Consider the following 12,969-nt stretch of genomic DNA (forward strand, 5'->3'; position numbering starts at 1 on the left):
GAGCCGTGGTCTTGCGAGCGGTGCTCTTACGCACAACCCGCTTCTTGGCCGCCGTCTTACGAGCCGGGCTCTTGCGAGCGGTGGTCTTACGAGCGGTGCTCTTGCGCACAACCCGCTTCTTGGCCGCCGTCTTACGAGCCGGGCTCTTCCGAGCCGTGGTCTTGCGAGCGGTGCTCTTACGCACAACCCGCTTCTTGGCCGCCGTCTTACGAGCCGGGCTCTTGCGAGCGGTGGTCTTCCGCGCAGTGCTCTTACGAACGATACGCTTCTTGGCCGCCGTCTTACGGGCCGGGCTCTTGCGAGCGGTGGTCTTCCGCGCAGTGCTCTTGCGAACGATGCGCTTCTTGGCCGCCGTCTTGCGGGCCGGGCTCTTCCGAGCGGTGGACTTCCGCGCCGTGCTCTTGCGAACGATGCGCTTCTTGGCCGCCGTCTTCCGGGCCGGGCTCTTGCGAGCAGCGGTCTTGCGGGCCGTGGTCTTGCGGGCCGTGGTCTTGCGGGCCGTAGTCCGCCGGGCCGTCGACTTCCGGGCTGCCGTCTTGCGAGCCGTGGAACGGCGCGCGGTGGTCTTCTTGGCGGTCTTGCGAACCGCCCTGGTACCAGACTTCCGGGAAGCCTGTTTGCTAGTGATAGCCATCGCTATTTCCTCGTCAAACTCTGAAAACCCAAGTGGATTTCGGCTAATGGCAAAGGGTTCTAATCCCTATTGCCTTAATAAAGGATTACCGAAACGGCTGGGAAATAGACGGAAGACAGTAGCCAGTATTCCGGACTTAGGACGAATTGAGGATAAACCGCACGACGACTGGACGCTCCATTGGACCGGACAGAAGCCCCGGAAACCGCGCCTTTCGGGGACAACGGTGTCGGCAACTCCAGTCCCTGGGCCGCTCTTTGTAGCCAAGACAAGAGGGTCTTTTCTTTGCAGGAAGACTTGACCGTCCGGCGTCGTCTTCTCATTCGTTTCTTGCTGGTAACGAGAAGCGCCCGGCTTTGCTTGGAGCGGGACCAAGACCGCCGGAAACCGGGCGTCTTGACAGCTTCGGGCGCCTGTCCTACACCACGCTGCCGCGCGGGACGGCAAAGCTCGCTGAACGAGCCGCCGAAGTGCCCAGGACCTCAATCGAAGGTCCGCAAGGTCTCGCCAGTGCGGGCGTATAGCTCAGCGGGAGAGCGCTCCCTTCACACGGGAGAGGTCCCTGGTTCAATCCCAGGTACGCCCACCACCCTTCGCTCTTCGAGCTTCGGGTGGCAGGCCACCCGGAACCGCATCTCGGGCGAAGGTCTGTCCGCCGAAGCCTCGGCGTAGGCGGACCGGCTCCAACATCCTCCCTTCGGCCCCGCGATACCGTTGTTCATGGACCCCAGCATCCGGCGGGGAATAGCCCGCGCGTAAACCACCCCATAACTGAAAAGGGCATATCTGCCCTGATTCTCCTTGAAGATAGGGCATATTTGCCCTATCGTGCGGTCATGAACGGCAACGAGTTCATCAAGCGCGCGAAGCGCTACGGCAGAGCCAGAAGTCTGGCGGTCGAATATGAGGGGCGGAAAGGCAAGGGCTCGCACGGCAGGCTTTATGTCGGCAAGAACTTCACCACCATGAAGGACCCGAGAAAGGAAATCGGCCCAGGCCTCTTCGCTGCAATGCTCCGCCAATTGAAGATCGACCCCGAAGAGTTCTAAACGCCACACAGCACGCGCACCAACACTCATGGAATACACTCATGGCAACCGCATTGACCTATCCCTTTATGGTCACGGAGGATGAGGGCGGCTTCTTCCTCCTGACCTTCCCCGACGTGCCCGAAGCGCTCACCGACGGCCGCAGCCGCCAGGAGGCGGAGTCCGGCGCCCTGGACTGCCTCCTGGCCGCCCTGGGCGGCTATATCGAAGCCCGTCGGGACCTCCCCCTCCCCCGCCGCAGGAAGGGTGACGGCCGGGTCGCCCTGCCACCTCTGGCCGCCGCCAAGCTGGCCCTTTACCAGGCCATGCGCGAAGAGGCCGTGACGCAGGTCGAACTGTCCAAGCGGACCGGCCGCGACCAGAAGGACATTCGCCGCCTGCTGGACCTCGACCACCGCAGTCACATCGGGCTGGTCGAGGATGCCCTGGAGAAGTTGGGCCGGCGCCTAGTGGTCAGCGTCGAGCGCGCGGCCTAAAGGCAGTGCCGCACGCGTTCATTGTCCCTATGCCGCCGTCACCGGCCCCCCTTCCGTGAGCTGGGTGAGGGCGAGAGACTGGTCGAGGTGGCGGGCGCGCCAGTCCAGCATCGCTTCGGCCAGGTGCAGGCGCCGGTCCGCATAGGCCGGGTCCTCGGCCCGGTTCTCCAACTCCATGGGATCGCACTCCAGGTCGAAGAGCAGCGGGGGCAGTCCGGCGAAGTGGACGTACTTCATTGCGTCGTCGCGGATGACCGTCAGGTTGCAGCGGTGCGGCGGCAGCCCGAAGTGGGCTTCGGCATCGCGGGTCTCGATGTTGCGGAAGTCGTACTCCCAGTGCACGGCCGCGCGCCAGTCCGCCGGCGGCGCGCCGCGCAGGAAAGGGGCCAGCGAACGGCCGTCGAGCTGGGCCGGGACCGGTGCCCCGAGCAGATCGAGGAGCGTGGGCATGACATCCACCGCCTCGCTGAAGCGCTCCACCCGGCTGCCGAATGCCGCCGGCAGGTGGGGATCGCGAACGATCAGCGGGATGTGATAGCTGGCGTCGAAGAAGCCGCCCTTCCCCAGCATCCAGTGGTCCCCCATCATCTCCCCGTGGTCGGATGTCAGCGCGATGACGGTGTCGTTCCAGAAGCCGGCGGCCTCCAGCGCCGCCCAGACCCGGCCGAGCTGGTCATCGACCTCCGCCACCATACCGAAGTAGACGGCGCGGATGGTGTCGAAGGCCTCGGCCCCCCAATCGCAGACCCGTCCCTCCAGACCCGGGAGGAAGGTCCCTTTCTGCTGCCGCTCGATGGCAAAACGCAGATAGGGATGAGCGGCCGCTTCCCTCTGCCAGCCGGAATGGCGGGCGAAGGCCGGCCCCGCGCCCGGCGCGTAGAGCGCGTTGAAGGGCGCCGGCACCACGAAGGGCGGATGCGGGCGCAGCAGGGAAAGATGCGCGAACCAGGGCCGCTCCGGCGTCTGCTCGCCGAGCCAGCGGGCGAACGCCTCGACGAGGAAAGCGGTCTGTGTCTGGGTGCGGTCGTAAAGCGGCGGCGCAGTCGTAGGCGGCTCGCTGGCGCCGCCCTGCGGCTGGTTCAGCCAGTCCTTGCCGCCGGAGACATCGACACCCTGTTGCGCCAGCCAGGAGAGCCAGGGCTTGCTGTGATCGGGCAACGCCTGACGCACCGCAAAGCCCGGCAAGACCCCCTCGTAGGTGGTGAGCGCCGGATCGCCGGCGTCATAATCCCGCGGGTCGGCGGCGGCGTCGGTGTAGCCGAAGAGCGTCGGCTCGTAGCCGGCGCGCCGGGCCGCGAGCGCGATGGTGTCGTGGCGCCGGTCCAGCGGCGTGCCGTTGATACAGACCCGATGGTTCATCAGGTAGAGCCCGGTGTAGAGACAGGCCCGGCCCGGTGAACAGGGCGCCGACCCGGCATAGTGCCTGGCGAAGAGCACCCCCTCCCCCACCAAGCGGTCGATGTTGGGCGTGCGCAGCACCGGATGGCCCATGGCGGAGAGGCAGTCGCCGCGCCATTGGTCGGCGGTGATCAGCAGGACGTTGGGCCGACCGCTCTTCGTCATCGCGGGTCCTATAGCGTTTTCGACTTTCGTCGAAGCGGCTCCAGCCGACTCCAGAAGCCGCTCTTCGTCGGTCTCCCACCGGACCATTCGGCTTCGATCTTACCGTCCGGGTTCAGGCTGGGATTCGAACACCCGAAGACTGCAGTCACAGAGGCATCCGCCGCAACACGGAATCTCCTGTCTTTGTGATTACGATCAGCAGCCAGAGTCTGGAATGGTCGTTCAGGCTCGGTAGAGCACCAGATCGATCTCAACCAGGGCGTCCCGCGCGAGGGCGGCCACCCCCACCGTGGTCCGCCCCGGCAGGCGCGCTTCGTCCGGGAAGTACTCGAAGAAGACTTCATTCATGCCGGCGTAGTCCCGCTCGAAGTCGGTCAGGTAGATCCGCGCGAAGACGGTATCGGCGAAGTCAAAACCGGCCTGCGCCAGGATGCGCTCCAGGTTCTTGAACGAGAGCCGCGTCTGCGCCGCGATCCCCTCCGGCAGCGCCGCCGCGGGATCGTCCGGATCCGCCGGCAACTGGCCGGTCACGTAAAGAAACGGCCCGGCTCTCACTGCGTGGCTGTACTTCGCCGAAGCCGGCGCCGGTGCGGCATCCGGGACGATCAAGTGAGTCAGAGTCATTGGAAACCTCCTGCGGATCAGGACTCGGGAGGTCAGGGACGTCGACCCCGATTGCGATTAGCGCACGAATACGGGGGTTCAGACCAGAGCGGCGCGCCCGACAACGCTGGTCGGTGCACCACCGTAGACTGTGCGTTTCCTCACAGACTTTCGTGTTCACCGGGCGCAGGGTAGCGCTGCGCCGGTGGGATGTGCGCGGGGAGACGCGAGCCATGGCAAGTGCGACTGAGAGTGCGAACGACTATGTCCTGGGCCGCTTGGTCCTGGACTATTTCAGGGCCTTTCTCTGGCCGCTGGTGGTGGCGGTGGTGGTGCTGATCTATCAGGAAGACGTGCGCCAGATCCTGTCCGAGCGCCAGGTCGACATCTTCGGCCTGAAGATCGGCGACAAGGTGGAGCAGATCGAATCCCAGGCCCTGGCGGAGATCGCCGACATCCGCGCCCTGGTGGACGCCCAGCAGGCCAGCACCGGCAACGGCGCCAATCCTGAGATCGCCCAAGACATCGAGACCAAGCTGGAGACCCTGGAGCGCAACCTCTCCCGCGAGATCGCCCAGGTGCAGAGCGTGCAGCAGGCGCAGCGCACGCCGCCGCCCAGCAAGACCGCGCCCGCATCCGCCCCGGCCCGCAGCGACCGCGCCAGCCTGGCCGCGGCCGCCGAACGGAGCGGCTTCGAGGCGCTGATCGAACACGATGTGACCGCTGCCATCGCCGCCTTCGACGAGGCGCGCAAGGTCTGGCCGGACTATCACAATGTCGCAGAAATCGGCCGCGCCCTGCGCAAGTGGCAGAAGCGCCTGAGCGATCCCGGCAGCCCGGCCTGGGCCCAGTTCCACCGGGAAATCCTGACGCGCTATTCCTGGGGCCTGCCGGCGGATCTGCGCGATGCCATCCGCCAGGCCGCTGCCAAGGCCTACTAAGCCGGTATCTCGTTACGCCTAGCTAGGTTTGGGTCCTTAGCGCCAGGCCCGGCCGATTGCGTTGGCTTCCTCCGCCGCAGTCATCGGCGCGCCGTCGATCATCGCATCGATGAGGCGGGAGATGTCGGCCCCCTCGGCCGGCACCCACTTCTCGTTGGACCCCGGCACCGCCAGCCAATGCGCCATCAGCGCCTCGTTACGCCAGGTCCCGTCGCTGGCCCGGCAGGCCACGCCGAAGGTGGCATGGGTTTCGCCACGCGCGACCATGACCTCCTCGTACTCGCGGCAGAAGTGGCCGCGGCGGTCCATGAAGCTGCTCAGCGGCAACACGGTGTGCTGGGCGCTACCGTCCAAAGAGGCCAAGTCGATCATCTGCCCGCTAGGCGAGCGTTCCAGAGCCTCCTGAACGACCGCGTCGTCGCCGACGCGGGCCAGAACGGGCCGCGGTTCGTCAGACATCGGGCTGTCGGTCAGGATGACGCCACTGCCAAGGCCGATGGCCAGGGCCAGTCCCGCCGCCAAGGCCGGAGCCGGCCGCATCAGATCGCCGAAGAACCCGGCAAGGCCACCCAGGGACGAAACCCTCTTGGTGCCTGCCTCGTGCTCACGGATCATGGTCAGCAGTTCTTCCGAGGGCGGCACCTTCAGAGCTTCGTCGAAGGCACCGCGCAGCGCATCGGCGCTCTGCACGAAGACCCGCAGGTCCTCGCGGGCCGCCGGGTCGTCGGCCAGCGCCGCTTCCACCGCCTTGCGGTCGGCCTCGTTCAACTCACCGTCGGCATAAGCCATCAGGGTTTCATCGTTTAGTTTCACCATGACATCAATCTCCTGCCGCTCCTGCGGCGCCGGCGGCGGTGCCTGGGAGTTCCAACAGCTCATGCAGGCGTCGCCGGCCCCGGGCCAGACGGCTCATAACGGTACCGATCGGGATGTCCAGGGCGGCCGCCGCCTCCTTGTAGGAGAGGCCCTCGACCGAGACCATGGCGATCAGCACCCGCTGCTCCTCCGGCAGTTCGGCCACCTTTTCCTGCACTCGCCGCAGGGTCAGCCGCGCCTCGGTCTCCTGGCGCGCATCGCTGCCCGCAACGCGCTCCGCGATCTCCATCTCCACCACGGAGCCGCGCACCTTGCGGGCCCTCACCTGATCGATCCAGCAGTTCTGGATGATCCGATACATCCAGCTGTCCATCCTGGTCCCTTTCTCAAAGCGATCTAGGCTCTTCAGCGCCTTCTCGCAGGCCGCCTGCAGGACGTCCTCTGCATCGTCCATGGAGCCGGTCAGCGTAAAGGCAAAGCGCCTTAAACGCGGGAGGAGGGAGATCAACTGGCCGTGTAGGTTGTCCATTACGCTACGTGGTTCCGTTGCCTTGCCAGTGTCCCCTATCCTCGCCAAGTGCCAGGACAACGGGACAGCCCGGCAGCCTATTCCCTGCCGATTGCCAGATTATTTAGATAATTTGCCGAAATTCTGCCATGACAAGGGAATAAGGCCGCATGGCGGCCGTTGTCAGAGGCGAAACCGCCGCCTTCCTTCAGTTAACCAGCCGTTTTTCGGTTGGCCGAAGGCCAGGCGGCGGGCTTACCGTGGGTGCAGGTTTCTGCTTTCGGGACGAGAACTTTTGGTGCGACCGCTCTCTTTCATCATCGCCCTGCTTGCTTGGGCCCTGGCGTATTCCTTCGATCCCGGCCTGCTGCGGAAGTCGCCCGGCGACGTCCCCCTGTCCTATCTCGCCGCCGCCCTGGCCGACGACGACGACGATGGTGGCGACGACGATGGTGGCGACGACAATGGCGGCGGCGATAATGGCGGTGGCGACAACGGCGGCGGCGATGACGGTGGTGGCGGCGATGACGGTGGCGGCGATGATGGCGGCGGCGATGATGGCGGCGGCGATGATGGCGGCGGCGATGATGGCGGCGACGACGGTGGGGATGACGGCGGCGATGATGGTGGCGACGACGGCGGAGACGACGAAGGCAGCGAGGACGGCGAGAGCGAAGAGGGCGAAGAGGGCGAGGAAGAAGAGCTCGAGGAACTGCTGGAAGAGCTGGAGGAACTGAGCGAGGAAGAGGAAGCCGAGTTGCTCGGCGAATGGGAGCTCGCAGAAGAAGCCATCAGCGGCGACCGCGGCGGCGACCGCAACCCCTTCGAGCCGGAAATCGTGCTGGCGGTCGATCCCTCCGATACGGTGCTCGCCGATCTGGCCGGCCTGGGCTATCGCCTCCGCAACAGCGAAGAACTGCCCGACCTCGGCCTCAGGGTCGCGCGCTTGGAAGTGCGGCCCGGACTCAGCGAACAGCAGGCCCTGGAGGAACTGCGCGAACGCCATCCCGAGGTCGCCTTCGACTTCAACAGCTACTATCGAACCGCCGCCGAAAGCTGCGAGGGCATGCGCTGCTACGGTCAGGAGTTGATCGGTTGGGACGCCGCGGGCCCGGCCTGCGGCGACGGCATCACGATCGGCATGGTCGATGCGACGGTCGACCCTCGCCACCCGGCATTGCGCGACCGCCAGATCGAGGGCCGGGATTTCATCGGCGAGGAGCAGGTCAGTGCGTCGACTCACGGCACAGCCGTTGCTTCCCTCCTGGTCGGAAACCCGGCATCCGGCATTCCCGGCCTGATGCCCAAGGCCGGCCTGTTGGCTGCCGGGGTCATGGCGGGCAGCGAAGATGATCCGGTCTTCGGCGGTGCGCTCAACATCGCGCGTGCCTTTAACTGGCTGATCAAAGAAGACGTGGCCGTGATCAACATCAGCCTGACCGGCCCGAGCAATGTGCTGATCGAACGGGCCGTCTTGCAGGCGAGCGACCAGGGCATCGCCGTGGTGGCCGCCGCCGGCAACGGCGGGCCCGGTGCGGCCCCTGCCTATCCCGCCGCCTATACGGAAACCCTCGCCGTGACCGCGGTCGATCAGTACCTGCGCCCCTATCGCTTCGCCAACCGCGGCGACTACCTGAGCTTCTCGGCGCCGGGGGTCGGCATCTGGGCCGCCGCCGACGGCGGGGGGGAGTTTTACAGCGGCACCTCCTTCGCCGCCGCTTTTGTCACCGCCCTGGCCGCGCAGTCCGATGCTGCCAAGCTGCAATCAACGGCAGCGGGGGAAGCTTCCACCGTTGCCGCCCTGGTCGACGACCTGCGTGTGAACAGCGAGGATCTGGGCGCCCCCGGCCGCGATTCGGTGTTCGGCTGGGGCCTCGTGAAGGGCCAGACGTCCTGCCGTTGAGCAAGCCTTGCCAGCCGCGGTCTTCCGTCGGCTGTCCGCTTGGCCGAAACCCAAGCGAACGGCCGTAGGATCAGGATGCGGGAGCCTCGCGCTGATAACCGGGCAGCCACTGGCCGGCCTCGCGGCACGCCAGAGCGGGATAGCCGCGTGTGATCGTCTGGCCGTCCCTGGCCCCCTCTGCCACCAGCGTCACGAGATAGGAGCGGCAGTAGCGGCCGTCCCCGCCGCGAAAGGTCGTCAGGGGCGTTACCGCCCCATTGGCGCCCCGTGGGTCACCCCAGGGAATTGCGGCGCCCTGCGGCTGCTGCTCAAGGCTTTGCTGAACGGCCTCTGCCTGCTGGGCCCGGACGCGCTGGCTCATCGCGTCCGCCGGAGGATCGATCGCCACCAGTTCGCGAATCAGCGGCGCGCGGCGGTGCAGACGCCGCTCATAGCGGATGTAGTGCGCGACCTCGGGCGCATAGTGCCAGATCCGCACCTCAACCGGGTTGTTGTCGGCGTAACGCACACAGCGGACCTCATAGGTCTCAAAGGCGCCGATCCTGACCTTGGTCAGGACTGTGTCGGCGACGCGGCATCGCCAGTCCCGCAAACTGGACTGGCTCTGCCCGTCGGTATCGGTGACCGTGCGGCGCACGCTCAGGCGCGTAGCTTTGCCCACCTGCAGCGGCCAGAGCGACGGTGGCGCGCCCTCCAACACATCGCTGCCCGCCTTGCCACGCCACACCCAGGCGGTCCGCGGCAGGATGAAGTCGCGCTCGCCGGTGAAGTCCGAGCCTCCGACCCTGCGCCAGAACACCCGATCCCCGTCAAGACCGAGCACCTCCTCAATGCGCCCGTCGGTGTAGTGGAAGCGCTCGCCCGCGGCATAGCGCGGCAGAGGCGCCGGTGCCAGATCGATGCCCCGGTTGCCTCCGTCGCCGACGTCGACGTTGGCGATGCCGAGATCGTTGTCGGAGGTGCGGTCCTGAGTGCCGGCGCAGGCGGAGACCGCCAGCAGGGCCAGACCGGTAGCGAGTTGCCGCGCGAAACGGGCCGCGCCGGGGCGTTTTCTGATGGCTGGATCGATGGCTGCTTCAGCGTCCGTCATGGGCACCCTGATGAAGCATTTTCCCCCCGTAGCCATACCCCACCCCGGTAAAGCTGTGTCGCCGCCCCTGGGCGGCAAGTCCGTTGCCGGTCCGCGTGCGGGCCCTGCCTGCCATCTAGAGATGAGCCTGCTGAGATAACGCCGACGCGGAGTTTATATATCCCGGATGCTCATCGAAGTCCGCCGTTTTGTCTAAACGAATTGGATGGCCGGCGGCGGCGCACCGCGTCCAAGCCGGCGCGGGGCTTTGGCGGTCCCAGGCAGGGGTTGAGATGAGGGGTGCGCCCCTTGCGAAGAAAACGCCTCAAATGTCGAGAATGTCTTTGACCGAACCGCGCTCCAGGGTCCGGGCGAGGTTGTCAGGCCGAGCGCTTGGTTGGCAACCCGTTGGCATTCTGCGCCACGGGCAGGGGGCGGCAGCCACTGCAATAACCCCGGTCGCGCAGCACCTCCTGCAGGCTACGCAGCGGGCGCCTGAGATAGGGGCTGACGGGCTTCTGCATCGGTCTCATATCTCTATATACGAACCCGGGCCGGCATCCGGTTCACCGGACTCAGCCCTCGCGCCAGGCGGCGGTGGACTTGCAGCGTTTGCAAATACGTTCGCCCCGCCAGGAACTCTCGAAGTGGTCGCGGCACATCAGGCAGCGCCGCACCACCGACTCCTCGGTGTCGTAGACCTCGGGCTTCTTGAAAACAGACTTTGACATCCCCTCTATATGGGGATCGTTCTAATCATTTCAAGGGGTTAAGCATGAAACCCCTTGGCCGCAACCGCACCGGGAGCGCGTCAGAATTCTCAATTAAAGGAAATAATTCCTGACACTGTGTTCTCAGACCGCCTGAGGCGCGGCCCGCCGGGCGAAACCACCGGTGAGGCCGAACAGGGGCCTGAGGGCGTTGCCGAAGTAGCTGCCCCCCAGGGCGGCGGCAAACCACAGCCAGCCGTGCAGGCTGCCGGAAGCGACGCCACTGAAATAGGCGCCAACGTTGCAGCCGTAGGCCAGGCGGGCCCCATAGCCCATGAGCAGGCCGCCGAGGGCGGCCGCCAGGACCTGGCGCCAGGGCATCCGCCAAGCCGGGTTGAAGCGCCCGGCCAGTCCGGCCGCCAGGAGCGCGCCGACGATGACGCCGAAGTTCATGACCGAGGTGCTGTTCTCGAAGACCGAGCCGGCCAGCGCCCGCTCGGGAAACGGCCAGGTCCAGAAGGCCCAGCCGCTGAGGTCGAGGCCCGCCGCCGTCGCCAGCTTGCCGCCCCAGAGGGTGTAGCCGAAGCTGATGGTCCAGGGATGGCCGGCATAGACCAGGGTGACGGCGTTCAGGACCGCAAGCAGCATGGCCCCCCAGAGCAGCGGCCAGGGCCCCGAGATCAGGCGGCGCCAGAGCCTCGGCGGGCCCGCCGCTGCAGGTATCCCGCCAGGCTGCCGCCGGCGCTCCACCCAGAGGGTGAACAGGGCAATGGCCGCAAGCACGGCGAGCTGCGCGGCAAGCGCCCCGAACAGGCCCCACTCCCGCAGGATGGAAACACTGCCCAGGCTCGGCGTCTCGAGCCACCAGGGCATGTGCGCGGTGCCGATGAGCGAACCGACCATGAAGAAGACCAGGGCGAAAAGCATATGGGTCGAGCCGCCGCCCACGGTGTAGAGCGTGCCGGAAGCACAGCCGCCGGCCAACTGCATGCCGACCCCGAAGAGGGCGGCGCCGACGGCGACCGAAACGCCGAGCGGCGCGACAGCGCCGCCGCCCACCGGCTGGCTGAAGAACGATCCCTGATCGATCAGCGGGAAAAACAGCAGGCTGGCGACCCCCAGCATCACCATCTGCGCGCGCAGGCCCGCGCCACGGCCCTCGGCAATGAAGACCCGCCAGGCGGAGGCAAAGCCGAAGGCGGCATGGTAGAGCACCAGCCCCAGGGCCGCGCCCAGGACATAGAGCCAGCCCATGCGCGCGCTGAAGCCGTCGCCGATGGCCAGCGCGCCGACCGCCAGCAGCAGCACTGCCGGTCCCACAACCCGCCAGTCCGGGCGCCGTTCGATCCAGGCCGAGATGTCCATCGCGGGTCAGCCAATCCCTATGCTTGATGCATTGCCGTCACCGCCGCAGCGAAGCCGACTCAGTAGCGGTCCCGCCGGGCGTTGTCGACTGCCGCCCACGCCATTGTGAGGCGGGATGAGCAGCCGCGCCGCTGCCGCCTATTGCTTGGCCGTGCCCTTCACTTCGACCGGCAGGTCGCTTTGGGCGGTCCAGTCCACCATGGAGCCGTCATAGAGGCGCACGTTCTTGCGCCCGAGGATCTCGCTCTGGGCAAACCATCCGAGCGAGGCCCAGTGCCCGGTGTTGCAGAAGGTGATGGCCCCCTCCTCCGCATCGCCGAGCCCGGCAGTCTTCAGGAGCTGCGCAACCTGGTCGCGGCCCACGAAGCGGCCCCGAGCATCGGTGAACTGGCCTTCGGGAACGGAGAGCGCCCCCGGGATGGTCCCGGGCCGCGCCGCCGCCGGATGGCTGCTCTGGCCGAGATGCTGCGCCGTCGGCCGGTTGTCGACCAGCGCCGTCCCGGAGGTCATGGCCGCAACCACGTCGCTGCGGTCGGCGACCAGCTCGGGACGGAAGTTCGCGACAAAGACCGCCGGCTGCGGGGTCACGGCGCCGCTGGCGATGGGGTTGGCCGGATCGGCCGCATAGGCCCTGAAGCCGCCGTCAAGGATCGAAACGGCATCGTGCCCCAGCACCTTGAAGGTCCAGTAGACGCGGGTCGCGCTGCCCATTTCCAGGGCACTGGCGCCGGCGGCGACGATCACAACATGGTGATCGTTGCCGATGCCGAGGCCGCCGATCAGGGCCTCCAGATCGGCAATCGGCGGCAACTGTCCGGGAATTCCGTCCTGAGTCTTGCGCCAGCCGTCCTGCAGGTAGTCGCTGTAGACCGAGCCGGGGATGTGCCCTTGTGCAAAGACCGCCGCCGATCCGCCGCTGATCTTGTTGCGGATGTCCAGCAGCCGGACCGCATCGCGCTCGGCGTTGGCCTTGACCCAGGCGACATCCACCAGCGGCCCCGGTTCCGCGGCCGCGGCGGGCGCCGGCGCACCGGCCAGGAGCGTGACAAGCAGGCCCGCCAGAACTGTGGGCAGGGCCGCGGGAGCAATCGACTTCAGCATGGTCCGATCCTCCTAAATGATGGTCATGGGCGATGATGGCCCGGAGCATGATGGCAAGGGGCCTGTCGGCCCCACCTGTCTAATTCATCATTGCACGCCGTAGAACATTCTCAAATAACGTTTCTGAGTCGTTATTTAGGCCGCTATTTTGCCCCTTGCGGTTTCGCGCAGCAGTCGATTGAACAGAGAATTACTACATCACGGGCCGCAGCGATCTGGTATTTACATGGG

General features: G+C 66.5%; 14 protein-coding genes and 1 tRNA gene. 5 read left to right on the forward strand and 10 right to left on the reverse strand.

What is annotated here, in order from left to right:
* Positions 1–634: histone H1-like repetitive region-containing protein (locus Q0996_RS04795; protein ID WP_299616581.1), on the reverse strand; the 634-nt coding region annotated here is incomplete at its 3' end.
* 514 nt (positions 635–1,148) lie between these two features.
* Here Q0996_RS04795 and Q0996_RS04800 point away from each other — a divergent pair.
* The 3 genes from Q0996_RS04800 (at position 1,149) to Q0996_RS04810 (ending at position 2,159) form a co-directional block, all read left to right on the forward strand.
* Positions 1,149–1,223: transfer RNA gene (locus Q0996_RS04800), tRNA-Val, on the forward strand.
* A 229-nt stretch (positions 1,224–1,452) separates the two neighbouring features.
* Positions 1,453–1,683 (forward strand): type II toxin-antitoxin system HicA family toxin, encoded by a 231-nt coding sequence (locus Q0996_RS04805; protein WP_299616583.1) that lies wholly within the window; start codon positions 1,453–1,455, stop codon positions 1,681–1,683.
* 41 nt (positions 1,684–1,724) lie between these two features.
* Positions 1,725–2,159 carry a type II toxin-antitoxin system HicB family antitoxin gene (locus tag Q0996_RS04810; protein WP_299616585.1) on the forward strand — a complete coding sequence of 145 codons (435 nt, stop codon included), beginning with the start codon at positions 1,725–1,727 and terminating at the stop codon, positions 2,157–2,159.
* Between the two features lie 27 nt (positions 2,160–2,186).
* On the opposite strand, the gene Q0996_RS04815 is transcribed toward Q0996_RS04810, so the two are convergent.
* Positions 2,187–3,722: an alkaline phosphatase family protein gene (locus tag Q0996_RS04815; protein WP_299616587.1), complete on the reverse strand. Its 1,536-nt coding sequence runs from the start codon at positions 3,720–3,722 to the stop codon at positions 2,187–2,189.
* A gap of 222 nt (positions 3,723–3,944) precedes the next feature.
* Positions 3,945–4,346 (reverse strand): RidA family protein, encoded by a 402-nt coding sequence (locus Q0996_RS04820; protein ID WP_299616589.1) that lies wholly within the window; start codon positions 4,344–4,346, stop codon positions 3,945–3,947.
* Positions 4,347–4,558: 212 nt separating this feature from the next.
* Here Q0996_RS04820 and Q0996_RS04825 point away from each other — a divergent pair, with 212 nt between their 5' ends.
* On the forward strand, positions 4,559–5,266 hold the full coding sequence (locus Q0996_RS04825) for a hypothetical protein (protein ID WP_299616591.1): 708 nt from the start codon (positions 4,559–4,561) through the stop codon (positions 5,264–5,266).
* Between the two features lie 36 nt (positions 5,267–5,302).
* Here the strand turns inward: Q0996_RS04825 and Q0996_RS04830 are convergent, their stop codons facing one another.
* Complete coding sequence (locus Q0996_RS04830) at positions 5,303–6,082, reverse strand: hypothetical protein (protein ID WP_299616593.1); 780 nt, start codon at positions 6,080–6,082, stop codon at positions 5,303–5,305.
* Positions 6,083–6,086: 4 nt separating this feature from the next.
* Positions 6,087–6,611 carry an RNA polymerase sigma factor gene (locus Q0996_RS04835; protein ID WP_299616595.1) on the reverse strand — a complete coding sequence of 175 codons (525 nt, stop codon included), beginning with the start codon at positions 6,609–6,611 and terminating at the stop codon, positions 6,087–6,089.
* Between the two features lie 277 nt (positions 6,612–6,888).
* Between Q0996_RS04835 and Q0996_RS04840 the strand changes: the two genes are divergently transcribed.
* A complete protein-coding gene (locus tag Q0996_RS04840; RefSeq protein ID WP_299616597.1) occupies positions 6,889–8,493 on the forward strand; it encodes a S8 family serine peptidase in 1,605 nt (534 codons plus the stop codon).
* 70 nt (positions 8,494–8,563) lie between these two features.
* Here the strand turns inward: Q0996_RS04840 and Q0996_RS04845 are convergent, their stop codons facing one another.
* From Q0996_RS04845 to Q0996_RS04865, 5 genes are all read right to left on the reverse strand, one after another.
* Positions 8,564–9,583: a hypothetical protein gene (locus tag Q0996_RS04845; RefSeq protein WP_299616599.1), complete on the reverse strand. Its 1,020-nt coding sequence runs from the start codon at positions 9,581–9,583 to the stop codon at positions 8,564–8,566.
* A gap of 359 nt (positions 9,584–9,942) precedes the next feature.
* Positions 9,943–10,086, reverse strand: coding sequence for a hypothetical protein (locus Q0996_RS04850; RefSeq protein ID WP_299616601.1), 144 nt, complete (start codon positions 10,084–10,086; stop codon positions 9,943–9,945).
* Positions 10,087–10,137: 51 nt separating this feature from the next.
* Entirely contained in the window at positions 10,138–10,293 is a 156-nt protein-coding gene (locus Q0996_RS04855; protein ID WP_299616603.1) for a hypothetical protein, read from the reverse strand.
* Between the two features lie 123 nt (positions 10,294–10,416).
* Complete coding sequence (locus Q0996_RS04860) at positions 10,417–11,637, reverse strand: YeeE/YedE family protein (protein WP_299616604.1); 1,221 nt, start codon at positions 11,635–11,637, stop codon at positions 10,417–10,419.
* A gap of 138 nt (positions 11,638–11,775) precedes the next feature.
* Complete coding sequence (locus Q0996_RS04865) at positions 11,776–12,738, reverse strand: sulfurtransferase (protein ID WP_299616605.1); 963 nt, start codon at positions 12,736–12,738, stop codon at positions 11,776–11,778.
* Between the last annotated feature and the right edge of the window lie 231 nt (positions 12,739–12,969).

Source organism: Pelagibius sp., from assembly GCF_028289705.1.
GTDB lineage: Bacteria > Pseudomonadota > Alphaproteobacteria > Kiloniellales > Kiloniellaceae > Pelagibius.

Coding starts and splice junctions, on each gene's coding strand:
- Q0996_RS04810 (WP_299616585.1), top strand. CDS start 1,725: ATGGCAACCGCATTGACCTATCCCTTTATGGTCACGGAGGATGAGGGC.
- Q0996_RS04815 (WP_299616587.1), bottom strand. CDS start 3,722: ATGACGAAGAGCGGTCGGCCCAACGTCCTGCTGATCACCGCCGACCAA.
- Q0996_RS04820 (WP_299616589.1), bottom strand. CDS start 4,346: ATGACTCTGACTCACTTGATCGTCCCGGATGCCGCACCGGCGCCGGCT.
- Q0996_RS04825 (WP_299616591.1), top strand. CDS start 4,559: ATGGCAAGTGCGACTGAGAGTGCGAACGACTATGTCCTGGGCCGCTTG.
- Q0996_RS04830 (WP_299616593.1), bottom strand. CDS start 6,082: ATGGTGAAACTAAACGATGAAACCCTGATGGCTTATGCCGACGGTGAG.
- Q0996_RS04835 (WP_299616595.1), bottom strand. CDS start 6,611: ATGGACAACCTACACGGCCAGTTGATCTCCCTCCTCCCGCGTTTAAGG.
- Q0996_RS04845 (WP_299616599.1), bottom strand. CDS start 9,583: ATGACGGACGCTGAAGCAGCCATCGATCCAGCCATCAGAAAACGCCCC.
- Q0996_RS04850 (WP_299616601.1), bottom strand. CDS start 10,086: ATGCAGAAGCCCGTCAGCCCCTATCTCAGGCGCCCGCTGCGTAGCCTG.
- Q0996_RS04855 (WP_299616603.1), bottom strand. CDS start 10,293: ATGTCAAAGTCTGTTTTCAAGAAGCCCGAGGTCTACGACACCGAGGAG.
- Q0996_RS04860 (WP_299616604.1), bottom strand. CDS start 11,637: ATGGACATCTCGGCCTGGATCGAACGGCGCCCGGACTGGCGGGTTGTG.
- Q0996_RS04865 (WP_299616605.1), bottom strand. CDS start 12,738: ATGCTGAAGTCGATTGCTCCCGCGGCCCTGCCCACAGTTCTGGCGGGC.